Annotated in this window: 22 protein-coding genes and 1 pseudogene; 20 read left to right on the top strand and 3 right to left on the bottom strand. The window is 60.6% G+C overall.

Features of this window, described 5'->3' with window-relative positions; genetic code table 11:
• Positions 1–361: pseudogene (locus Q4Q11_RS22355) on the top strand (ComEC/Rec2 family competence protein); the annotation flags it as partial.
• Here the strand turns inward: Q4Q11_RS22355 and lexA are convergent.
• Complete coding sequence (lexA, locus tag Q4Q11_RS22350; RefSeq protein ID WP_112507248.1) at positions 342–1,064, bottom strand: transcriptional repressor LexA; 723 nt, start codon at positions 1,062–1,064, stop codon at positions 342–344. The pseudogene Q4Q11_RS22355 and the gene lexA overlap by 20 nt on opposite strands.
• A 418-nt stretch (positions 1,065–1,482) precedes the next feature.
• On the opposite strand from lexA, the gene Q4Q11_RS22345 reads away from it, so the two are divergent.
• The 14 genes from Q4Q11_RS22345 (at position 1,483) to Q4Q11_RS22280 (ending at position 14,132) form a co-directional block, all read left to right on the top strand.
• Positions 1,483–2,370, top strand: coding sequence for a VOC family protein (locus tag Q4Q11_RS22345; RefSeq protein ID WP_498570849.1), 888 nt, complete (start codon positions 1,483–1,485; stop codon positions 2,368–2,370).
• Positions 2,367–3,206 (top strand): 3-deoxy-8-phosphooctulonate synthase, encoded by an 840-nt coding sequence (gene kdsA / locus Q4Q11_RS22340; RefSeq protein WP_498570848.1) that lies wholly within the window; start codon positions 2,367–2,369, stop codon positions 3,204–3,206. The genes Q4Q11_RS22345 and kdsA overlap by 4 nt, the downstream gene beginning before the upstream one ends.
• Before the next feature lie 148 nt (positions 3,207–3,354).
• Entirely contained in the window at positions 3,355–4,629 is a 1,275-nt protein-coding gene (eno, locus tag Q4Q11_RS22335) for a phosphopyruvate hydratase (RefSeq protein ID WP_498570847.1), read from the top strand.
• Positions 4,630–4,848: 219 nt separating this feature from the next.
• On the top strand, positions 4,849–5,160 hold the full coding sequence (locus tag Q4Q11_RS22330) for an FtsB family cell division protein (RefSeq protein ID WP_106997794.1): 312 nt from the start codon (positions 4,849–4,851) through the stop codon (positions 5,158–5,160).
• Positions 5,161–5,316: 156 nt separating this feature from the next.
• A complete protein-coding gene (gene pdhA, locus Q4Q11_RS22325) occupies positions 5,317–6,360 on the top strand; it encodes a pyruvate dehydrogenase (acetyl-transferring) E1 component subunit alpha (RefSeq protein ID WP_112507240.1) in 1,044 nt (347 codons plus the stop codon).
• A gap of 18 nt (positions 6,361–6,378) precedes the next feature.
• The gene (locus Q4Q11_RS22320) at positions 6,379–7,761 is read left to right on the top strand and encodes a pyruvate dehydrogenase complex E1 component subunit beta (protein ID WP_498570846.1); all 1,383 of its coding nucleotides are present in this window, start codon (positions 6,379–6,381) and stop codon (positions 7,759–7,761) included.
• A 15-nt stretch (positions 7,762–7,776) separates the two neighbouring features.
• Entirely contained in the window at positions 7,777–9,126 is a 1,350-nt protein-coding gene (locus Q4Q11_RS22315) for a pyruvate dehydrogenase complex dihydrolipoamide acetyltransferase (RefSeq protein WP_498570845.1), read from the top strand.
• A 25-nt stretch (positions 9,127–9,151) separates the two neighbouring features.
• The gene (locus Q4Q11_RS22310; protein ID WP_112507234.1) at positions 9,152–9,793 is read left to right on the top strand and encodes an SGNH/GDSL hydrolase family protein; all 642 of its coding nucleotides are present in this window, start codon (positions 9,152–9,154) and stop codon (positions 9,791–9,793) included.
• 52 nt (positions 9,794–9,845) lie between these two features.
• Positions 9,846–11,291 (top strand): dihydrolipoyl dehydrogenase, encoded by a 1,446-nt coding sequence (gene lpdA, locus Q4Q11_RS22305; RefSeq protein ID WP_498570844.1) that lies wholly within the window; start codon positions 9,846–9,848, stop codon positions 11,289–11,291.
• 55 nt (positions 11,292–11,346) lie between these two features.
• Entirely contained in the window at positions 11,347–11,601 is a 255-nt protein-coding gene (locus Q4Q11_RS22300) for a GlsB/YeaQ/YmgE family stress response membrane protein (protein ID WP_498570843.1), read from the top strand.
• A gap of 70 nt (positions 11,602–11,671) precedes the next feature.
• Positions 11,672–11,920 (top strand): GlsB/YeaQ/YmgE family stress response membrane protein, encoded by a 249-nt coding sequence (locus tag Q4Q11_RS22295; protein ID WP_498570842.1) that lies wholly within the window; start codon positions 11,672–11,674, stop codon positions 11,918–11,920.
• Between the two features lie 35 nt (positions 11,921–11,955).
• A complete protein-coding gene (gene lipA, locus Q4Q11_RS22290) occupies positions 11,956–12,927 on the top strand; it encodes a lipoyl synthase (protein ID WP_498570841.1) in 972 nt (323 codons plus the stop codon).
• Positions 12,928–13,091: 164 nt separating this feature from the next.
• Positions 13,092–13,676, top strand: a complete 585-nt coding sequence (locus Q4Q11_RS22285; RefSeq protein ID WP_498570850.1) for a P-loop NTPase family protein — start codon at positions 13,092–13,094, stop codon at positions 13,674–13,676.
• 9 nt (positions 13,677–13,685) lie between these two features.
• Entirely contained in the window at positions 13,686–14,132 is a 447-nt protein-coding gene (locus Q4Q11_RS22280; RefSeq protein WP_498570840.1) for a type II toxin-antitoxin system RatA family toxin, read from the top strand.
• 12 nt (positions 14,133–14,144) lie between these two features.
• On the opposite strand, the gene Q4Q11_RS22275 is transcribed toward Q4Q11_RS22280, so the two are convergent.
• Together Q4Q11_RS22275 and Q4Q11_RS22270 are read right to left on the bottom strand one after the other, a co-directional pair.
• The gene (locus tag Q4Q11_RS22275) at positions 14,145–14,639 is read right to left on the bottom strand and encodes a CinA family protein (RefSeq protein WP_498570839.1); all 495 of its coding nucleotides are present in this window, start codon (positions 14,637–14,639) and stop codon (positions 14,145–14,147) included.
• A complete protein-coding gene (locus tag Q4Q11_RS22270; protein ID WP_498570838.1) occupies positions 14,639–15,859 on the bottom strand; it encodes a bifunctional 2-C-methyl-D-erythritol 4-phosphate cytidylyltransferase/2-C-methyl-D-erythritol 2,4-cyclodiphosphate synthase in 1,221 nt (406 codons plus the stop codon). The genes Q4Q11_RS22275 and Q4Q11_RS22270 overlap by 1 nt, the downstream gene beginning before the upstream one ends.
• A gap of 220 nt (positions 15,860–16,079) precedes the next feature.
• On the opposite strand from Q4Q11_RS22270, the gene dusB reads away from it, so the two are divergent.
• From dusB to ntrX, 5 genes are all read left to right on the top strand, one after another.
• On the top strand, positions 16,080–17,108 hold the full coding sequence (gene dusB, locus Q4Q11_RS22265; RefSeq protein ID WP_498570837.1) for a tRNA dihydrouridine synthase DusB: 1,029 nt from the start codon (positions 16,080–16,082) through the stop codon (positions 17,106–17,108).
• Positions 17,105–18,268 carry a two-component system sensor histidine kinase NtrB gene (locus tag Q4Q11_RS22260; protein WP_112507222.1) on the top strand — a complete coding sequence of 388 codons (1,164 nt, stop codon included), beginning with the start codon at positions 17,105–17,107 and terminating at the stop codon, positions 18,266–18,268. The genes dusB and Q4Q11_RS22260 overlap by 4 nt, the downstream gene beginning before the upstream one ends.
• A complete protein-coding gene (gene ntrC / locus Q4Q11_RS22255; protein ID WP_112507220.1) occupies positions 18,265–19,716 on the top strand; it encodes a nitrogen regulation protein NR(I) in 1,452 nt (483 codons plus the stop codon). The genes Q4Q11_RS22260 and ntrC overlap by 4 nt, the downstream gene beginning before the upstream one ends.
• Before the next feature lie 284 nt (positions 19,717–20,000).
• On the top strand, positions 20,001–22,274 hold the full coding sequence (locus tag Q4Q11_RS22250; RefSeq protein ID WP_112507218.1) for a sensor histidine kinase: 2,274 nt from the start codon (positions 20,001–20,003) through the stop codon (positions 22,272–22,274).
• Positions 22,264–23,462: nitrogen assimilation response regulator NtrX (ntrX, locus tag Q4Q11_RS22245; RefSeq protein WP_498570836.1), on the top strand; the 1,199-nt coding region annotated here is incomplete at its 3' end. The genes Q4Q11_RS22250 and ntrX, both read left to right, overlap by 11 nt.

Raw genomic sequence — 23,462 nt, 5'->3', positions numbered from 1 at the left:
GGGAAGCTTTGCCTGCCAGAAAGGCGCATGGTGCGTGGCCATGCTCGAAAGCGGCGCCATACTGGTCACCATAGAAAATGCAGCCTATCTGCCATCGGCCTGCGACACAGCAAACATTGTCGTGACGTCGATCAGACTGCGACTGAACCGTCGCCGCTCCGGCGCCATGCTCATAACGGGCGCGACACTGCGGCGAACAGGATCTCTCGAAATGGTGCTCGGTACCGACAAGCCCATGGTTTCGGCCGCGTTCGAAAACCCGCAGCGACCATGGACGCGACATCGGACTTATGACTGGCGCAGCGGCAAATTCGACGCGCCGGCCACGCTGGCGTCACCGGTCAGTGATAGCGGCGAATAAGGCCGACGAGCTTGCCCTGGACCTTGACGCGGTCCGGCCCGAAGATGCGGGTCTCATAGGCCGGATTGGCTGCCTCCAGCGCGATCGAAGCACCCTTGCGGCGGAAGCGCTTCAATGTCGCTTCTTCGTCGTCGACGAGTGCGACGACGATATCGCCGGGATTGGCCGTCGTCGAATTGCGGATGATGACCGTATCGCCGTCGAAAATTCCGGCGTCGATCATCGAATCTCCCCGAACCTCAAGTGCATAGTGCTCGCCGGAGCCGAGCATGTCTGCAGGAACGGTAATGTCATGCGTATTGTTCTGAATGGCGGAAATCGGAACGCCGGCGGCGATGCGGCCCATGACCGGCACGGATGCCGAACCGCCGTGGTCGTCATTTGCCACCTTCGGCGACGCGGGTGCGGCGACGGGCTGCGGCTTGCCGAGGCTTCCCTCGATGACGCTCGGCGAAAAGCCGCGGCGCGGTTGCAGGCTGGGATTATAGGCGTCCGGCAATTTGATGACCTCGAGCGCTCTGGCCCGGTTCGGCAGCCGGCGGATGAAGCCTCGCTCCTCCAGCGCCGTGATCAGACGGTGGATGCCGGATTTGGATGCAAGATCCAGAGCGTCCTTCATCTCGTCGAAAGATGGCGGGACACCGGACTCCTTCATCCGTTCGTGAATGAAGAGGAGCAGTTCCTGCTGCTTGCGCGTCAACATCGTCTTGGAACCCCAGAATCAAGAAAAGCGGTGAAACAAATCCAGAACGGACACTATATGTTCCATATGTGTTCTGCAAGTACTTAAATTTCGGTAAAGCCTTGTTGGGCCGGTTAAATAATGGCGACTTGCGCTTGGGCAGGCTGAGAGCATCAAAGCGTTATATCCGCGCTAACCTATCGAAAAATATGAGAAATGCCGTTTTGTCGATCCGCAGGTTTGTGTGACCTGCCCGATATGCCGAAGATGTGGATCGGTGCCATGCGGCATCGCACAAGCGGGCCAAAGGGCAGAATCAGTCATCACGTTTGCGAGACTTCGCTCTCCCCATCCCGTCCGCTTCGGGCGTTTCGCGCTTCCATCTTGAATTGCGCGAGGGATGGGCGCAAATCTGCTGCCGAGGCGAACAGGAGGAACCATGATTTCGTCCCCGCATCCGCTGGATCATCTCGTGCTGCCGACAGTCAACCTCGCTTTGGCGCGCGAACGGCTGGGCAAGCTCGGTTTTACGGTGGCGCCGGACGCGCGTCATCCCTTTGGCACCGAGAATGCCTGTGTCTTCTTTGCCGATAAAACCTACATCGAGCCTTTGGGTGTCGCATCCCCGGAACAATGCGAAAAGAGCATTCTAGACGGCAATGTTTTTGTTGCGCGCGATCATGCCTATCGTTTCCGTGTCGCGCAGGACGGATTCTCGGCTGTGGTTTTCGGCACGGACGATGCTGTCGCGGATGATGAGCGTTTCAGGAGTGCCGCGATCTCTGCCGGGCAGATGCTGGATTTCTCCCGACCCATGAAGATGCCGGACGGAACCGAAACGATGGCCGGCTTTCGCCTTGCCTTTGCTGCCGACCTGCGTGCTCCGGATTTTTTCGCCTTTTGCTGTCAGCGCATCAATCCGCTGCCGGCAGATCGCGACGTGCTCGAACGTCATGAAAACGGCGTGACCGCCATTGCGCGGGTTGCGTTTTGCGCGCTGAAGCCAGCGGTATATCGCGGCTTCTTCGAGGAGCTTGTCGGCAGCCCGAGGATATTGGAGCATTCCTTCGGCCTGACGATCAAGGCCGGCAATGCCGATCTGGAGATTTTGACGCCGGAAGGAATGGAGGCATTTTACGATTTATCGGTTCGCGCCGGCGACCCCGGGCTCAGGGCACGCGCAATCCTTTTTAAAATACGTGATCTTTCCGTGACATCGTCGTATTTCGCTGCTAACGGCGTCACTTATACGCGTAAGAATAATCGTCTATTGGCAAGGCTGGCGCCCGGCGAGGGCGCGTTGTTCGCCTTCGAGGAGATAATATGAGCACAAATTCCGAAGTCACCGTCGGTGAGGGTGCCTCCAAGGTCCTCTTTTCCAATACTGCAAAGCTGTCGCTGATCGCCGGCCCCTGCCAGATGGAAAGTCGCGATCATGCCTTTATGGTTGCCGGCGTACTGAAGGAACTCTGCGGCAAGCTCGGCATCGGCCTCGTCTACAAATCGTCGTTCGACAAGGCAAACCGCACCTCACTATCCGGTAAGCGCGGCATCGGCCTGGAAAAGGCGCTGGAAGTCTTTGAAGGCCTGAAGAAGGAATACGGCTTTCCGGTTCTGACCGATATCCATACGGAGGAGCAGTGCGCCATCGTCGCGAAGACGGCCGATATCCTGCAGATCCCGGCTTTCCTGTCGCGGCAGACCGATCTTCTGGTCGCCGCCGCCAAGACCGGTCGCGTCATCAACGTCAAGAAGGGGCAATTCCTCGCGCCCTGGGACATGAAGAACGTGCTTGCCAAGCTCAATGACAGCGGCAATCCGAACATTCTCCTTTGCGAACGCGGCGCCTCCTTCGGTTACAACACGCTTGTTTCCGACATGCGCTCGCTGCCGATCATGGCGGCAATGGGCGCGCCGGTCATCTTCGATGCGACCCACTCGGTGCAGCAGCCAGGTGGGCAGGGTGGCTCGACCGGCGGCGACCGCCGGTTCGTGGAGACGCTGGCGCGAGCCGCCGTTGCCGTCGGTGTTGCCGGTGTCTTCCTCGAAACGCATGAGGATCCCGACAATGCGCCGTCAGATGGCCCGAACATGGTCTATCTGAAGGACATGCCGCGGCTTCTGGAGAAGCTGCTGGCCTTTGACGCCATCGCCAAGGCATGAAAAGTAGCCGGCATTCAACAGGCTGACATGAATTTGCGTTACGGGCCTGCGGGAGTGCCAAATCGGAGTGCGGATCGCCATTGTAATTTCCGCGCCTTCGATTAAGACGATTTAAATCGATTTATAAACCAGCGAGCAGGAAGCTATCATGACCGCAATCACCGACATTATCGCCCGCGAGATTCTCGACAGCCGTGGCAATCCGACCGTCGAAGTCGATGTCTACCTCGAAGATGGCAGCATGGGCCGCGCGGCGGTTCCGTCGGGTGCTTCGACCGGCGCGCATGAAGCCGTCGAGCTGCGCGATGGCGGCAAGCGCTACCATGGCAAGGGCGTCGAGAAGGCTGTCGAAGCCGTCAATTCGGAAATCTTCGATGCGATCGGCGGCATGGATGCCGAAAACCAGATCCAGCTCGACAACATCATGATCGAGCTCGACGGCACGCCGAACAAGTCCCGCCTCGGCGCCAACGCCATCCTCGGCGTCTCGCTCGCCGTTGCCAAGGCCGCTGCCCAGAGCGCCAACCTGCCGCTCTACCGTTATGTCGGCGGCGCTCACGCCCGCCTGCTGCCGGTTCCGATGATGAACATCATCAACGGCGGCGCCCATGCCGACAACCCGATCGACTTCCAGGAATTCATGATCCTGCCGATCGGCGCAGACTCGATCCGCGAAGCCGTTCGCATGGGTTCGGAAGTCTTCCACGTTCTGAAGAAGGAACTGGCGTCGCAAGGCCACAACACCAATGTCGGTGATGAAGGCGGTTTCGCACCGGGTCTTTCCAGCGCTCCGGCCGCTCTCGACTTCATCATGAAGTCGATCGAAAAGGCTGGCTACAAGCCCGGCGACGAAATTGCTCTCGGCCTCGATTGCGCCTCGACCGAATTCTTCAAGAACGGCAAGTACGTTCTCGAAGGCGAAGGCCGCACCCTGGAATCCGGCGCCATGGCTGAATACCTTGCCGAACTTGCCGCCAAGTACCCGATCGTTTCGATCGAAGACGGCATGGCTGAAGACGACTGGGAAGGCTGGAAGACGCTGACGGACCTGATCGGCAAGAAGACCCAGCTCGTCGGCGACGACCTGTTTGTCACCAACTCCGCTCGCCTGCGTGACGGGATCCGCATGGGCGTTGCCAACTCGATCCTCGTCAAGGTCAACCAGATCGGCTCGCTGACGGAAACCCTCGACGCCGTCGAAACCGCGCACAAAGCCAACTATACGGCCGTCATGTCGCACCGTTCGGGCGAAACGGAGGATTCCACGATCGCGGACCTCGCCGTTGCCACCAACTGCGGCCAGATCAAGACCGGCTCGCTGTCGCGCTCCGACCGTCTTGCCAAGTACAACCAGCTCATCCGCATCGAGGAAGCGCTCGGCCCGCAGGCAAAGTACGCCGGCCGCTCCATCCTCCGCGGCTGATATCTGATCTGCCGGATCCATCCGGATCCGCGAAGATTATTCGCTTAGATCGAACCGCGCCTCCGGGCGCGGTTTTTGTTTGCCCTGGCAGTTAGAGTCAACGGACGGTTAATCTCTGCCGGTTACCTTGGCCCCCAGGTGTTTGATTTCATGTGTGATCTTGTTCCAAGTTGCCTAGGCTTTGGAGGGGTTGCATAGAGCCAGAGCGTGACAGCGAGCATGTGGACAAAGTATCATAAGAAGAGAAGGTTCGGCCGTCTCATCCTTCCCGCCATCACCATCGCTTTTGTAAGCTACTTCGGTTATCATTGCATTCATGGCGATTACGGCCTGAAGGCGACCGAGGTTTTCGAGAAGCGCCGCATCGATCGCGCCAAGGAGCTGGCTGATCTTGTCGCCAAGCGCGAGCACCTTGAAAAAGAAGTCGCTCTTCTGAGTGACGGTTCTTTGGATAAGGATATGCTGGACCAATATGCGCGCTATCAGCTGACCTATTCCAAAGCGAACGAGATCGTCATCTTCAATAAATAGCTTAATTAACCGAATTTCGGTTAATTCAATTTTCGTAAGCTATATCAACGGCTTGCGAAGAATATGAGCCATGCAATTATAGCATTGCTGTGGCGGACAATCTTGCCTATGTTACGCCTCACCACAAAACGAGGCTACTCACACAGGGAGGGTTGAATGGCGCCGCGAAAAAACGCGACCGTTTCCAGCCGTAGGACAGCATCAAGGCCCGCCAAGGAAACCAATGGCGGCCCGATCGCAGATTTCGATCGTGATGCGGAGCTCAAGGCTTATCGTGAGATGCTCCTGATCCGCCGCTTCGAAGAAAAGGCCGGCCAGCTGTATGGCATGGGTTTCATCGGCGGCTTCTGTCACCTTTATATTGGCCAGGAAGCCGTCGTCGTCGGCATGCAGCTGGCTCTGAAAGAGGGTGACCAGGTCATTACCGGCTATCGCGACCACGGCCATATGCTGGCAACCGGCATGAGCGCGCGTGGCGTCATGGCTGAGCTCACCGGGCGTCAGGGCGGCTATTCCCGAGGGAAGGGCGGCTCCATGCACATGTTCTCCAAGGAAAAGAATTTCTACGGCGGCCACGGCATCGTCGGCGCCCAGGTTTCGCTCGGCACCGGTCTCGGCTTTGCCAACTGGTATCGCGGCAACGACAATGTCAGCGTCGCCTATTTCGGTGACGGTGCAGCCAACCAGGGTCAGGTCTACGAAAGCTTCAACATGGCGCAGCTCTGGAAGCTGCCCGTGATCTTCGTGATCGAAAACAACCGTTACGCCATGGGCACGTCGACCGCTCGCGCCACCGCGCAGGCCGACTTCTCCAAGCGCGGTGCTTCCTTCGGCATCCCCGGCATCCAGGTCGACGGCATGGACGTTCGCGCCGTCAAGGCTGCGGCTGACGAAGCCGTTGCGCATTGCCGCTCCGGCAAAGGCCCGATCATTCTGGAAATGCTGACCTACCGCTACCGCGGTCACTCCATGTCCGATCCGGCCAAGTACCGCTCCAAGGATGAAGTGCAGAAGATGCGCTCCGAGCACGATCCGATCGAGCAGGTCCGTATTCGCCTGCTCGAAAAGGGCTGGGCGAGCGAGGACGATCTGAAGGATATCGACAAGGATGTCCGTGACATCGTCGCCGATAGCGCCGATTTCGCCCAGAACGATCCGGAGCCGGATGCATCCGAGCTCTACACCGACATTCTGCTCTAAATCGGGGAGGGACGATCCATGCCCATCGACATTCTCATGCCCGCCCTTTCTCCGACGATGGAAGAGGGTACCCTCTCGAAATGGCTCAAGAAGGAAGGCGACAAGGTCGTTTCCGGTGACGTCATTGCCGAAATCGAAACCGACAAGGCCACCATGGAAGTGGAAGCCGTCGACGAAGGCACGATCGGCAAGCTGCTGATCGACGCCGGAACCGAAGGCGTCAAGGTCAACACCAAGATCGCCATCCTCCTGCAGGACGGTGAATCCGCCGACGCCATCTCGTCCGCAAAGGCCGCACCCGTTGCCGAGTCCACTAAGGCTGAAGCTCCCGCCGCCGCTCCGGCGCCGGCCGCTGCTCCGGTCCCGGCGCAGCCGAAGGTTGCCGCAGCCGCCGATCCGGAAATCCCGGCCGGCACAGAAATGGTGTCGATGACGGTGCGTGAAGCGCTGCGCGACGCGATGGCCGAGGAAATGCGCGCCAACCAGGACGTTTTCGTCATGGGCGAGGAAGTGGCCGAGTATCAGGGCGCCTATAAGGTGACCCAGGGCCTGCTTCAGGAATTCGGCGCACGCCGTGTTATCGATACCCCCATCACCGAGCATGGCTTTGCCGGTATCGGCGTCGGTGCCGCCATGGCCGGCCTCCGCCCGATCGTCGAATTCATGACCTTCAACTTCGCCATGCAGGCGATCGATCAGATCATCAACTCCGCCGCCAAGACGCTCTACATGTCCGGCGGCCAGATGGGCGCTCCGATCGTCTTCCGCGGCCCGAACGGCGCGGCAGCCCGCGTCGGTGCCCAGCACAGCCAGGATTATGCGGCCTGGTACAGCCACATTCCGGGCCTCAAGGTCGTCATGCCCTATATGGCAGCCGACGCCAAGGGTCTGCTCAAGGCTGCCATTCGCGATCCCAATCCGGTCATCTTCCTCGAAAACGAAATCCTCTACGGTCAGCACTTCGACGTGCCGAAGCTCGACAATTTCGTTCTGCCGATCGGCAAGGCCCGCATCCATCGTCCGGGCAAGGACGTCACGGTCGTCTCCTTCGGCATCGGCATGACCTATGCCACGAAGGCCGTTGCCGAGCTGGAAGCCCAGGGCATCGATGTCGAACTCATCGACCTGCGCACCATCCGCCCGATGGATCTTCCGACGATCATCGAATCGGTCAGGAAGACCGGCCGCCTCGTCACGGTCGAGGAAGGCTATCCGCAGTCCTCCGTCGGCACGGAAATCGCCACCCGCGTCATGCAGCAGGCCTTCGACTATCTCGATGCGCCGATCCTGACGATCGCCGGCAAGGACGTACCCATGCCATACGCCGCCAACCTCGAAAAGCTGGCGCTCCCGAGCGTCGCCGAAGTGGTCGATGCGGTAAAGGCCGTTTGCTACAAATAAGGGGAGGGCTCATCGATGCCTATCAACATCACTATGCCTGCCCTCTCGCCGACCATGGAAGAGGGAAACCTCGCCAAGTGGCTGGTCAAGGAAGGCGACAAGATCAAGTCCGGCGATGTCATCGCCGAGATCGAGACTGACAAGGCAACGATGGAAGTCGAGGCCGTCGATGAAGGCACGGTCGCCAAGATCGTCGTTCCCGCCGGCACCGAAGGCGTGAAGGTCAATGCCCTGATCGCCGTGCTCGCCGCCGACGGCGAAGATGTCGCGGCTGCAGCTTCCGGTGCTGGCGCCGCTGCTGCTCCGGCCGCAAAGGACGCTCCGAAGGCGGAGGCCGCTCCCGCTGCAGCTCCGGCTCCGGCAAGTGTTTCGGCTCCCGCGGCTGCACCTGCACCCGCTGCATCGGCTCCGGCGGCAAACGACGGTCATCGCACCTTCGCTTCGCCGCTCGCGCGCCGCCTCGCTAAGGAAGCCGGCATCGATGTGACGGCCATTTCCGGCACCGGCCCGCATGGCCGCGTCGTCAAGAAGGATATCGAAGCTGCGGTTTCTGGCGGCGCCGCCAAGGCTGCTCCCGCTGCCGCTCAACCGGCTGCAGCTGCTGCTCCGGCTGCGCCGAAGGGCATGTCCGACGACGCCGTCCTCAAGCTGTTCGAGCAGGGTTCCTACGAGCTCGTGCCGCATGACGGCATGCGCAAGACGATCGCCAAGCGCCTGCAGGAATCCAAGCAGACGATCCCGCACTTCTACGTCTCGGTCGATTGCGAACTCGATGCGCTGCTGGCGCTCCGCACGCAGCTCAATGATTCCGCACCGAAGTCGAAGGACGGCGTTCCGGCCTACAAGCTCTCGGTCAACGACATGGTCATCAAGGCCCTGGCGCTGGCACTGCGCGATGTTCCGGATGCCAATGTCTCCTGGACCGACAGCGCCATGGTCAAGCACAAGCATGCCGATGTCGGTGTTGCCGTTTCCATTCCGGGCGGCCTGATCACCCCGATCATCCGCAGCGCCGAGCAGAAGACGCTCTCGACTATCTCCAACGAGATGAAGGACTACGGCAAGCGCGCCAAGGAGCGCAAGCTGAAGCCCGAGGAGTATCAGGGCGGCACGACCGCCGTGTCGAACATGGGCATGATGGGTGTCAAGAACTTCGCCGCCGTCGTCAATCCGCCGCATGCGACCATCCTGGCCGTCGGCGCTGGCGAGCAGCGTGTCATCGTCAAGAAGGGCGAAATGGTGATCGCCAACGTGATGACCGTCACGCTGTCGACCGACCACCGCGCCGTCGACGGTGCGCTCGGCGCCGAGCTCCTGGCAGCCTTCAAGGGCTACATCGAAAATCCGATGGGGATGCTCGTCTGAGCCTTGTTGTGACACGGAGGCATGAATGACCAAGACTGTTCTGTGTTACGGCGACTCGCTGACATGGGGCTACAGTGCCGAAACGGTCGGCCGTCATGCCTATGAAGATCGGTGGCCGAGTGTGCTGCAAAAGGCGCTCGGCAACCAAGTGCGCATCATCCCGGAAGGGTTGAACGGCCGCACGACGGCGTTTGACGATCATCTCGCCGATTGCGACCGCAACGGCGCGAGAATCCTGCCGACGATCCTGCAGAGCCATAATCCGCTCGATCTCGTCATCATCATGCTCGGCACCAACGACATGAAGCCCGTCGTCGCCGGTTCGGCCTTCGCCGCTCTGCAGGGCATCAGCCGTCTGGTCCAGCTGGTGCGCAATCACGCCTGGGGGTTCGACTATGAGGTGCCCGATATCCTCATCGTCGCTCCGCCGGCAGTCACCGAGACGGCCAACGCCGCCTTTGCGGCCAGCTTTCTCGGCGCAATCAAAGAATCGAGCAAGCTGCCGACGCTCTACAGCGATCTGGCCGACGAGCTCGGATGCGGGTTCTTCGACGCCAATACGGTCGCCGTCACCACGCCGCTCGATGGCGTTCATCTCGATGCGGAAAACACCCGGGCGCTCGGTCGCGGCCTTGAGCCGATCGTGCGGATGATGCTCGGTCTCTGATAGATTCAAGGCGCCGGCTCCGATCCGCCGCCACCAATAAGGCAGGAAACACATGGCTGAGAATTACGACGTCATTATCATCGGCTCCGGTCCGGGCGGTTATGTCGCCGCCGTGCGCGCCGGCCAGCTTGGCCTGAAGACCGCGATCGTCGAGCGCGAGCACCTGGGCGGCATCTGCCTCAACTGGGGCTGCATCCCCACGAAGGCGCTGCTCCGTTCGGCTGAAATTCTCGATCATTCCAACCACCTGAAGGATTATGGCCTCGTTCTCGAAGGCAAGGTGAGCGCTGATGTGAAGGCCGTGGTTGCCCGTTCGCGCGGCGTCTCCGCCCGCCTCAATCAAGGCGTCGGCTTCCTGATGAAGAAGAACAAGGTCGATGTGATCTGGGGCGAAGCCAAGATCACCAAGCCGGGCGAGATCGTCGTCGGCAAGTCGGCCAAGCCGGTTGTCGAGCCGCAGCATTCGGTGCCGAAGAACGTCAAGGGCGAGGGCACCTACACAGCCAAACACATCATCGTCGCGACCGGCGCCCGTCCGCGCGCGCTGCCGGGCATCGAGCCGGACGGCAAGCTGATCTGGACCTATTTCGAGGCCCTGAAGCCGGACTTCCTGCCGAAGTCGCTACTCGTCATGGGCTCGGGCGCCATCGGCATCGAGTTCGCCAGCTTCTACCGTTCGATGGGCGTCGACGTCACCGTCGTCGAAGTCATGCCGACCATCATGCCGGTGGAGGATACCGAAATCTCCGGTATCGCCCGCAAGCAGCTCGAAAAGCGCGGCCTGAAGATATTCACCAAGGCGAAGGTCACGAAGGTCGACAAGGCTGCCAACAGCATTACCGCCCATGTCGAAACCGAAGACGGCAAGGTGCAGCAGATCGTTGCCGACCGCATGATCTCGGCTGTCGGTGTTCAGGGCAACATCGAGAACCTCGGCCTCGAAGCGCTCGGCGTGAAGACCGACCGAGGCTGCGTCGTCATCGACGGCTACGGCAAGACCAATGTTCCCGGCATCTACGCGATCGGCGACGTCGCCGGCCCGCCGATGCTGGCCCACAAGGCCGAACATGAGGGCGTCGTCTGCATCGAGAAGATCGCCGGCCTGCCGAACGTTCATCCGACCGACAAGAGCAAGGTTCCGGGCTGCACCTATTGCCAGCCGCAGGTCGCCTCCGTCGGCCTGACCGAAGCCAAGGCCAAGGAACTCGGCCGCGATATCCGCGTCGGCCGCTTCTCCTTCGTTGCCAACGGCAAGGCGATCGCGCTTGGCGAGGACCACGGCCTCTGCAAGGTCATCTTCGACAAGAAGACCGGCGAACTCCTCGGCGCGCATATGGTCGGCGCTGAAGTGACCGAACTGATCCAGGGCTTCGTCGTCGCCATGAACCTGGAGACGACGGAAGAAGAATTGATGCACACGATCTTCCCGCATCCGACCGTTTCGGAAACGATGAAGGAAGCCGTGCTGGACGCCTATGGCCGGGTGCTGAACGCTTGATAATTTCCTGCCACGCCCTTTATCCGAAAGGTGGAAAACAGGAAAGGAAATCAACATGTCTATGGCAGCGCAAGGTTGGGTCGTCTTTCTTCTCATCGGTCTGGTCGCGGGGTTCTTCGCGAGCCTGATCGTCGGCGGAGGCGGGCTCATCAGTTGCCTGGTGAGCGGCGTGATCGGCGCTTTTGTGGGCGGTTTCCTGTTCCATTATTTCGGGATTTCGCTCGGCATTCAAAATGCGCTTGTCGTGGAGATCATCCATGCCACCGTCGGCGCGATCGTCGTGGTGCTGCTGGCGAGATTGATCGTCTAGCGGCTTATCGGTAAGAGGCAACGCGGCGTTCGGCAGGATTGTCCTGAAGGGCGCGCGAAACGAGGGTTTGATGGAAAGCGTAGGTTGGCTGGGTCTGATCATCATCGGCGGTCTCGCGGGGTGGCTCGCTGGCAAGCTGATGGATGCGCGTTATGGGATCATTCTCAACATCATCCTCGGTGTTGCCGGTTCGGTCGTCGCAGCCGGGCTCCTAGTTGCCCTGCATGTCGGCGTCCCCGGCGGCCGGCTCGGCTTTTTCATCACCGGTTTCATCGGTGCATGCATTCTGATATTCCTCGCCAAAGCCGCCCGGCGATGAAGGGCCGCATTCAAGCGGCGGAAAGTAGACGTTTCATGGTCACCATTCTCGACACGATCAACCCGGAAGCCAAGCGCGTTCGTCACCCCGAGAAGGCGCATCGGCCGGATACCGAAGTTCTGCGCAAGCCGGACTGGATCCGCGTGAAGGCGCCGACCTCGAAGGGCTATGCCGAAACCCGCTCGATCGTGAAGGAGCATAAGCTCGTCACGGTCTGCGAAGAGGCCGGCTGCCCGAACATCGGCGAGTGCTGGGACAAGAAGCACGCCACTTTCATGATCATGGGCGAGATTTGCACGCGCGCCTGCGCCTTCTGCAACGTCGCGACCGGCAAGCCGAATGCGCTTGATATGGCCGAGCCCGAAAACGCTGCCAAGGCCGTCAAGGAGATGGGCCTCAGCCACGTCGTCATCACCTCGGTAGACCGCGACGACTTGGCCGACGGCGGCGCCGAACATTTCGAGAAGGTGATCTGGGCGATCCGGGCCGCTTCGCCGGCAACAACGATCGAAATCCTGACGCCGGACTTCCTGAAGAAGCCGGGCGCTTTGGAGCGCGTCGTCGCCGCCAAGCCCGACGTCTTCAACCACAATCTGGAAACCGTGCCCGGCAATTATCTGACGGTTCGCCCCGGTGCCCGCTACTTCCACTCCGTCCGCCTGCTGCAGCGGGTCAAGGAATTGGACCCAACCATGTTCACCAAGTCGGGCATCATGGTTGGCCTTGGCGAAGAGCGCAACGAAGTGCTGCAGCTGATGGACGACCTGCGCACCGCCGACGTCGATTTCCTAACCATCGGCCAATATCTGCAGCCAACGCGCAAGCATCATCAGGTGATGAGCTTCGTCACGCCGGAAGAGTTCAAGTCCTATGAGACCGTAGCCTATAGCAAGGGTTTCCTCATGGTGTCGTCGAGCCCGCTGACCCGCTCTTCGCACCACGCCGGCGATGATTTCGAGCGTTTGCGTGCGGCTCGCGAAAGGAAGCTGCTGCTGGCTGCCGAATAAGCCTAACAACTCCAGCCTTGCCTTTTGAATGAGCCGCGGCGATTGTGCCGCGGTTTCAGTTCGCGCCGTCATGCGTTTGTCTTGTGAGCAGCTTAGGGAACACGCCGCCGTTTGTTATCGGTTCGGCGTTTTCGATTCGACTATGGAGCTGGACCGTGGAGCAGATCGTCGCGCCGCAGGCGTTTCCTGGTGCTGTCGATATAGTCGGGGCCGCAGCCCTTGTCAGAAATGCGAACCGAATCATGGTCATCGGCTGCTCCGGCGGCGGCAAATCGACCCTCTCGCAGAAGATTGCCGCTCGTTTCGGCGTTGCCTATGTCTCGATCGATCGTGACGTCCTGTGGCTGCCGGGCTGGGTTCAGCGCGACAAGGAGGATCAGCGCGCCATCATCGTCGCCAAAATCCAGCTGGAACGATGGATTATGGATGGCACCAACCCCTCGACATTCGATATCCGCCTGCCGCGCACCGACATAGTCATCTGGGTGCGGATGCCCCGCCTCGTTTGCGTCTGGGGTGTCCTCTCCCGCTGGGTGAAATGGATGGGCCGCACGCGCCAGGAAATGGCGCCGGGCTGTATCGAGAAAGTCGACTGGGAGTTTCTGCGCTTCATCTGGACGTTCGAGGAAAAATTCACGCCTCGGATTCTTGCCGGCCTCGCAGAGCATGGCCCAGATGTCCCCGTTTTGCAGCTGAAATCCCGCGGCGAAATGCGTCAGCTCCTTGATCTTCTTGGTCGTCCTGCTTAATTGCGGCTCATGCCTCAGTTCGAAACCCATCGCCCCGTACCGCATTCGCCCGACCAGATGTTCGACCTCGTCGCCGATGTGGAGCGCTATCCGGAATTCCTGCCGCTTTGCGAGGCGCTCACCGTCCGCAGCCGCAAGGAACGCGACGGCAAGACCCTGCTGATCACTGACATGACCGTCGGCTACAAGGCGATCCGCGAGACCTTCACGACGCAGGTGCTGCTGAACAAGGCGGAGCGCGCGATCGATGTGAAATATATCGACGGCCCGTTCAAATATCTCGACAACCGCTGGCGCTTCCAGCCGTCGGGGAATGGCGGCAGCGTCATCGATTTCTTCATCGACTACGAATTCAAGAGCCGCATTCTCGGCGCCTTGATGGGGTCGATGTTCGACCGGGCCTTTCGCATGTTCACGGATGCCTTCGAGACGCGCGCGAACAAGATCTATGCTTGAGGGCTCGCCCGGTCATTGACCGAGAGCGACGAGCATCTCCAATGCCGCGTTCAGGGTCGCAAGACGAACCTTGTCGCGGCCGATATCGCCATAGCGCATTTCATGATGGATGAGGCCGCCGCTTCGCGCCTTGGCGGCGAGGTGGACGAGCCCGACCGGCTTTTCCGCCGAGCCGCCGCCGGGGCCGGCAATGCCGGTCACGGCAACGGCAAAATCGGCCCGCGAGCGGAAGAGGGCGCCATGCACCATCTGCAGCGCCGTTTCCTTCGAAACCGCGCCGAATTGCGCGAGCGTCTGTTCCTGAACGCCGAGCATCTCCACCTTCGCGGTATTGGTATAGGTCACGAAGCCGCGATCGACGACGGCAGACGAACCAGGAATTTCCGTGAGCGCACCGGCGATCAGGCCGCCGGTGCAGGATTCGGCCGTAGCGACCATCCAGCCTTTTGCCGTGAAGTCCGTGACGATCGTTTGTGCGAGGGCGATAATTTCATCGGGGAAATGCATTATGCCTTGCCTCCGCGATAGACGACTGTCGCTGTCGCAATGGCTGCAATACCTTCGCGGCGGCCGACGAAGCCGATTTTCTCGTTGGTCGTTGCCTTGACCGAGCAGCGATCGATGCTGATGCCCAGAAATTCGGAAAGCTTGGCGCGCATGATATCGCGATGCGGCCCGATTTTCGGCGCTTCGGCGATCAGCGAGACATCCGCATTCATGATGGTACCGCCGCGCTCGCGCACGATCTTTGCCGCGTGCTCGATGAAGATTCGGGAAGGCGCACCCTTCCATTGCGGATCGGAGGGCGGAAAATGGTCGCCTATATCGCCGGCGCCGCATGTGGCGAGCAGGGCATCCGTCAGGGCATGCAGGGCGACATCGGCATCGGAGTGCCCCTTCAGCTTTTGGTCATGCGGAATGAACACGCCGCAAAGGGTAACGCCGTTGCCGGGCTCCAGCTGATGCACGTCATAGCCGTTGCCGGTGCGCACGTCGGGCAACAGCCCCGCGCCGAGCTTTTCCTCCGCCATGGCAATGTCCCTCTTGATTGTCAGTTTCACATTGTCGGCGCTGCCGGTCACCAATGTCACCGGCAGGTTACACCATTCCGCAATCGCCGCGTCGTCGGTGAAATCGTTTTTGCCGCCGGCCTCCGCTTTCTCATGGGCGGCGAGAATATCGGCGAGGCGGAAGGATTGCGGTGTCTGCGCGGCGTGGAGCCCGGCGCGAGAGACAGTTTCGACCACCAGCCCGCTTGCGTCACCGCGCTTCAGCGTGTCGGTGACTGGCATGGCTGGCAGTACGGCCGGCGCGCCGGCTGCAAGGGCTGCCGTGACGCGATCCAGCAGATCATGGTCAAAGAACGGGCGCACGGCATCGTGGATCATCACATGCGTCACGCCGCTGTCCTTCAGCGCGCGCAGCCCGGCAAGCACGGATTGCTGGCGTGTCGTTCCGCCGAAGGCGATCTCGACCTCAGGCAAGCCGGCAACCTGTTCCAACGCCGCTCGAAACAGCTTCTCATCGTCGCGATGGATGACGACGACGATCTTCGACGCCTGCGGCCATGTCACGAATCCTTCAAGCGTATGCGCAATAACCGCTCTGCCGCCGATCGGGCGATATTGCTTGGGGCCTTCTTCGGGAGAACCTGCCCGTTCGCCGCGTCCGGCGGCAACGATCACGATTCCCACCGGCAGCGGTTGCTTTGAATGCATTTGCGTCATAAACCCCCGAAAGATGAAAGGCCCGGTCTCCGGCATGGCTTTGAAAGCGCAAGGCTTCCTTTGAACAAGCACATGCTAAATGGATCGGTAAAACGGGATCCTGCTTCAGCAGGGTCTATCGCCTCAATTAGGAACTTTCCAGCATTTGCCTAAAAAATATCGGAGCTCTCCGAAACCTCTTGGCAAACTTTCAAAGGGTGTCTAAAAATAGTGCAGATGTATGGTGTGCCCGAAAGATAATCATTTGCTTTCTTCAAAGCTCGCAGCTCCATTTTCCATCGGTTCCGTATCTGTCCGAAATCGCGTGATCTTGGCACCGATGTCGGGCGTGACCGATCTGCCTTTCCGGCAGCTTGCCTTGCGCTATGGCGCTGGTCTGGTCGTGACGGAAATGGTCGCCAGTCGTGAACTCGTGCAGGACACGGCCGAATCCTGGGCGCGTCTGAAGAGCGCTGGTTTGAAGCCGCATATGGTTCAGCTTGCCGGCCGTGAAGCGCATTGGATGGCCGAGGCGGCCAAGATCGCTGCCGACAACGGCGCCGATATAATCGATATCAATATGGGATGCCCGGCCAAGAAGGTGATCGGCGGTTATTCCGGCTCGGCGCTGATGCGCGACCCGGATCATGCGCTGACATTGATCGAGGCGACGGTCGGTGCCGTGGACATCCCGGTCACGCTCAAGATGCGGCTCGGCTGGGACGAAAATTCCATCAACGCGCCCGATATCGCGCGCCGGGCCGAAGAAGCCGGCATCCAGCTCGTCACCATCCACGGCCGCACGCGTATGCAATTTTACGAGGGCAGGGCGGATTGGGATGCGATCCGCGCGGTACGCGATGCCGTTTCCATCCCGCTTGTCGCCAATGGCGATGTCGAAACGATGCAAGACGCGCAGGAAATCCTGCGGCGCTCCGGTGCCGACGCAGTCATGATCGGCCGGGGCTGCCAGGGCCGTCCGTGGCATGCTGGCGTGCTGGCCGGCCATCGCGAACCAAACCGTCAGGAGATGGTCGAGATTGCTCTCGAACACTACCGGATGATGTTGGAATTCTACGGTGAAGCGGTCGGCATCCGTCATGCCCGCAAGCATCTGGCCTGGTATCTCGATCGCTATGCAGGAGCGACGACGGGTGCCGAGAAGGCGAAAATCATGACCTCGAAAGACAGCGGCGAGGTGGCCGCATCCTTCCATGCCGCGCTGCAGGCAGGCGCCGATCTTGCTCAATGCGTCCAGGAGGCTGCATGACTTCGAAATCCAGCTCCGGAGCCGGGGACAACATGGCCAATTCCAACTCTGTCGCCATGGCCGTTCTCAACGCCATCCAAAACCCCGTGGTCATGGTCGACGAGGCGGGCTTGATCGCCTTTGCCAACTGGGAGGCGGAAGCCTTCTTCGGAGCGAGCGCCGCGCATCTGTCGCGCTACAAGATTTCGACCTTTATCCCCTTCGGCAGCCCGCTCCTGGCCCTGATCGACCAGGTGCGCGAGCGCCGTGCGCCGGTTAACGAATACCGCGTCGATCTGAGTTCTCCGCGCCTGGGGCAAGACAAGCTCGTGGATATCTACGTCGCGCCGGTTTCAAGCGATCCCGGCTCGGTGGTGGTGGTGTTCCAGGAGCGCTCGATGGCGGACAAGATCGATCGGCAGCTGACGCATCGCGCCGCGGCCCGCTCGGTCACCGGCCTTGCCTCGATGCTGGCACACGAAATCAAGAATCCGCTCTCGGGCATCCGAGGGGCCGCGCAGCTGCTCGAACAATCGGTTGAAGATGACGATCGTGCCCTGACACGTCTCATCTGCGACGAAACCGACCGTATCGTTTCGCTGGTCGACCGTATGGAGGTTTTCTCCGACGAGCGGCCTGTCGATCGCGTTCCCGTCAACATCCATTCCGTGCTCGACCATGTGAAGGCCGTTGCCAAGGCCGGCTTTGCCCGCAACATTAAGCTTTCCGAGAACTACGACCCGTCATTGCCGGCGGTTTTCGCAAACCGAGACCAGCTCGTGCAGGTCTTCCTCAATCTGGTGAAGAACGCTGCCGAAGCGGTCGGTGACCGGCCGGATGGCGAGATCATGCTGACGACGGCCTATCGTCCCGGCATCAGGCTTTCCGTCGCCGGCACGCGCGAAAAGATCTCCTTGCCGCTGGAATTCTGCGTCATCGACAATGGCCCCGGCGTGCCGGCCGATCTCGTGCCTCATCTCTTCGATCCGTTCATCACCACCAAGACGAACGGAACCGGCCTCGGCCTTGCGCTGGTCGCCAAGATCATCGGCGATCATGGCGGCATCGTCGAATGCGACAGCCAGAACCATCGCACTACATTCCGTGTTTTGATGCCCGCCTCCAAAGGCATTACCTCAGAAGATGCCCCACTTCCGAACTCTACAGGGACTACTCGATGACAGCCACGATCCTTGTCGCCGATGACGATGCAGCCATCCGCACCGTGCTCAACCAGGCTTTGAGCCGCGCAGGTTACGATGTACGCATCACGTCAAACGCCGCCACGCTCTGGCGCTGGGTCTCCGCCGGTGAAGGCGACCTTGTCGTAACCGACGTCGTCATGCCCGACGAAAACGCATTCGACCTGCTGCCCCGTATCAAGAAGGCGAGGCCGGATCTGCCTGTTCTGGTCATGAGCGCGCAGAACACCTTCATGACGGCCATCAAGGCATCGGAAAAGGGCGCTTACGACTATCTGCCGAAGCCCTTCGACCTGACCGAACTGATTGCAATCGTCGGCCGGGCGCTGTCCGAGCCGAAACGCAAGCCGGCAAAGATCGATGATGACATGCAGGACGGCATGCCGCTCGTCGGCCGTTCCGCCGCCATGCAGGAAATCTACCGCGTGCTCGCGCGCCTGATGCAGACCGATCTGACGCTGATGATCACCGGCGAATCCGGCACCGGCAAGGAGCTGGTTGCGCGCGCCCTGCACGATTACGGCAAGCGCCGCAATGGTCCGTTCGTGGCGATCAACATGGCCGCGATCCCGCGCGACCTGATCGAATCCGAACTGTTCGGCCATGAAAAAGGCGCCTTCACGGGCGCGCAGACCCGCTCGACGGGCCGGTTCGAGCAGGCCGAGGGTGGCACGCTGTTCCTCGACGAAATCGGCGATATGCCGATGGATGCGCAGACGCGTTTGCTGCGCGTATTGCAACAGGGCGAATATACGACCGTCGGCGGCCGCACGCCGATCCGCACCGATGTCCGTATCGTTGCCGCTACCAACAAGGATCTGAAGCAGGCCATCAATCAAGGCCTGTTCCGCGAGGACCTGTATTATCGCCTCAACGTCGTGCCGCTGCGCCTGCCGCCGCTGCGCGACCGAGCCGAAGACATTCCGGATCTGGTGCGTCATTTCATCCAGCAGGCCGAGAAGGAAGGGCTTGGTTCAAAGCGTTTCGATCAGGAAGCGCTCGAACTCATGAAGGCCTATCCCTGGCCTGGCAACGTCCGCGAACTGGAAAATCTTATCCGCCGGCTGATGGCGCTTTATCCGCAGGATGTCATCACCAAGGAGATCATTGATGCGGAACTGCGCGCCGACGTACCCGACAGCCCGATCGAAAAAGGGCCGGTCCGCACCGGCTCCATGACCATTGCGCAGGCGGTGGAAGAGAATATGCGGACCTATTTCGCCGGATTCGGCGACAATCTCCCGCCGCCCGGGCTTTACGACCGCGTATTGACGGAAATGGAATATCCGCTGATTCTCGCTGCATTGACCGCCACCCGCGGCAATCAGATCAAGGCGGCCGATCTTCTGGGCCTCAACCGCAATACGCTGCGCAAAAAGATCAGAGAACTGGGAGTTTCAGTTTACAGAAGCTCCCGCACGGCTTGACAACGCATTCCAATGCGTTGCATTTTCGCCACAATGCGTTGCTTAAAGGTCACGCAGTTGATTCGTCGTTTTTGCAGTGGCGATTCGTCCGGCATGCTCTCCTGACAGTGGGAGTTCGTCTGATTTTTCAGTTATTTGCAACGATGACTTGAAGTAAGGGTTTCGCTCCTGTGCGAAACCGAACGACAGTTCGGGCCTCTGCCTGTCGCTCGCATGAAGGCCTTATGTGGCTGTGCGATTTGACCGGGGCGCCGATCGTCGCTCGGGCGTGGAGATTGATGGGAATGATACAGGATGCAGTGTCGCCGGCGGCGAGCGACGAGGCGGTTGTCAAAGTGACGGACCGCCGTGCTTCCTTTGCTTTGCCTGGCCTTGTTCTGGCCGGCGGCGCGCTTCTCTGCGCCATCGCAACCCTGCTTATGTTGCTTGGGCTCACGCCGATTGCCCCGACTTCTTCAGTCGTCTTCACCTCGGTCGTGATCAACGGTCTGTTCGTGCTGGGGCTGATCGCGCTGATCGCTCGCGAGGTCGCGCGGCTGATGAAGGCGCGCAGCCGCGGTCGCGCAGCCGCCCGCCTGCATATCCGCATCGTCGTTCTTTTCTCAATCGTCGCAATCACGCCGGCCATTCTTGTCGCCATCGTTGCCAGTCTGACGCTGAATGTCGGGCTCGATCGGTGGTTCGGCGTGCGCACGCAGCAGATCATCAGCTCGTCGCAGAACGTTGCGCAAGCTTATCTGATGGAGAACGCGAGCTATCTGCAGGGCCAGACCGTGTCGATGGCGAACGATCTGGAGCGCAATCGCTCGCTCTTCAATCTCGATCGCACCGGCTTTGCCGATTTGATGACCCGCCAGGCGCGGGGCCGAGGCCTGCTCGGCGCCTTCCTGGTCCGTCGCGACGGCACCGCCATTGTCCAGGCCGATATCAAGACCGAGCGGCCGCTACCCGCCATTCCGAAGGATGCGCTGGATTCCTCGGCCAATGGTCAGCCGACGCTTATTCCACCGGGTGTCACCAATCTCGTCGGCGCGGTCATCAAGCTCGATGAAATCCCCGGTTCGTTCCTCTACACGGTGCGCGCCGTCGATCCGCGCGTCATGACCGCCATGCGCATGGTCGAAGACAACACGGCCGAGTACAAGGCAATGGAGGCGGGACGCATGTCGCTCCAGATCGCCTTTGCCGTTCTCTACATCGGCTTTGCGCTCATCGTGCTGCTGGCTGCGATCTGGACCGCCATTGCGATCGCCGACCGTATCGTGCGGCCGATCCGCCTTCTCATCAGCGCTGCGGACAATGTTGCCTCGGGCAATATGAACGTGCTGGTGCCCGTGCGCTCGGCAGACGGTGATGTCGGCAGCCTTTCGCGCACCTTCAACAAGATGATCTCGGAAATTCGTACTCAGCGCGATGAAATCCTGGAGGCGAAGGACGAGGTCGATGATCGCCGCCGCTTTATCGAGGCTGTGCTGTCGGGCGTGACGGCGGCCGTGATCGGCGTCGAACATGATCGGCGCATCACCATCGTCAATACTTCGGCCGAAGATCTGCTGACGCTCAAGAGTGACGAACTCATCGGCAAGAACCTGTCGGACATTTCGCCCGAGGTCGATCAGGTTGTCACCGAGGCGACGACACGCCATCGCAGCGATTTCCGCAAGCAGATCAGTCTCGTCCGCGGCGGAACCGTGCGCACGCTCAGCGTTCAGGTGACGCGCGAGGAATCGCGCGATGCCAATGAATCCTATGTGATTACGCTCGACGATATTACCGATCTCGTCATCGCGCAGCGTTCGACCGCGTGGGCCGACGTTGCGCGCCGCATCGCGCATGAAATCAAGAACCCGCTGACACCCATTCAGCTGTCGGCCGAGCGTATCCGCCGCCGTTTCGGCAAGAACATCGCCGATGCCGACCGTGCGGTCTTCGACCAGTGCACGGATACGATCATCCGCCAGGTGGGCGATATCGGCCGCATGGTCGATGAGTTCTCCTCCTTTGCACGCATGCCGAAACCGACCATGGAGCCGAGCGATCTGCGCGATATTCTGCGCGACGCGGTGTTCCTGCGCGAAATGGGCAACAACCACGTCAAATTCGAGCGCGAGCTGGGAGACGAACGGCTGGAGGGCATGTTCGATACCCGCATGCTCGGCCAAGCCTTCGGCAATCTCATCAAGAATGCCGTGGAGGCGATAGAAGGTGTGCCGAACGACCAGGCCCGCGAACAGCCGAAGATCCTGGTGCGCTCGTCGCTCGATCCTGACCGCGACCGCTTCACCGTCGATGTCATTGACAACGGCCGCGGCCTGCCGGTCGAGAACCGGCACAGCATTCTCGAACCCTATATGACAATGCGCGAGAAGGGTACGGGCCTCGGTCTCGCCATCGTCAAGAAGATCATTGAAGACCATGGCGGGCAGCTCGAACTCCACGACGCTCCCGCAGAATTCGACCAGGGCAGGGGGGCCATGATCCGCGTGCATTTGCCGCGCCGTGAGCAAGCCGCCGTCGCCCAGCCAGCAAGTGACAAGGAAAGCGTCTATGGCATCTGATATTCTCGTGGTGGACGACGAGGAAGACATTCGCGAAATCGTTTCGGGAATTCTTTCGGATGAGGGACATGAAACCCGCACGGCACATGATAGCGACAGTGCGCTGGCCGCTATTTCCGACCGGGCGCCGCGGCTGATCTTCCTCGATATCTGGATGCAGGGCAGCAAGCTGGACGGCCTTGCGCTGCTCGACGAAATCAAGGCGCGTCATCCCGAGTTGCCCGTGGTCATGATTTCGGGTCATGGCAATATCGAAACGGCCGTCTCCGCCATCAAGCGCGGCGCTTTCGATTTCATCGAAAAGCCGTTCAAGGCCGATCGCCTCATCCTGATCGCGGAGCGCGCGCTGGAGAACTCCAAGCTGAAGCGCGAGGTCTCCGAACTGAAGCGCCGCACCGGCGACGCGGTGGAGCTGATCGGTACGTCGGTCGCCGTTTCGCAGCTTCGCCAGACGATCGACAAGGTTTCCCCGACCAACAGCCGCGTCATGATCTTCGGCCCCTCCGGCTCCGGCAAGGAGCTCGTGGCTCGCATGATCCACAAGAAGTCGAGCCGGGCGAACGGTCCTTTCGTGGCGCTGAATGCCGCGACGATCACGCCCGAGCGCATGGAAATCGCTCTGTTCGGCACCGAAGGTTCGCCGGGGCAGGCGCGCAAGATCGGTGCTCTGGAGGAGGCCCATCGCGGCATTCTCTATCTCGACGAGGTTGGTGAAATGCCGCGCGAGACGCAGAACAAGATTTTGCGCGTTCTCGTCGATCAGCAATTCGAGCGCGTCGGCGGGTCGAAGCGCGTCAAAGTGGACGTGCGCATCATCTCGTCCACGGCCTATAATCTCGAGAGCCGCATTGCCGAGAGCCTGTTCCGGGAAGATCTCTATCATCGCTTGGCTGTCGTGCCCGTTCGCGTGCCCGCTCTTGCCGAGCGCCGGGAAGACATTCCCTTCCTGGTCGATCAGCTCATGCGCCAGATTTCCGAGCAGGCCGGCATCCGTTCGCGCCGGATCGGTGACGACGCCATGGCCGTGCTGCAGGCGCATGACTGGCCTGGCAACATCCGCCAGCTGCGCAACAATATCGAGCGTCTGATGATTCTCGCCCGCTCGGACGGAGCAGATACGCCGATCACGGCCGAAATGCTGCCGACAGACCTCGGCGACATGCTGCCGAAGGTCTCCGCCAAGAACGA

It is taken from the genome of Rhizobium sp. UFLA01-1127 (genome assembly GCF_059803845.1).
This window is presented reverse-complemented; position numbering and strand designations above follow the sequence as displayed.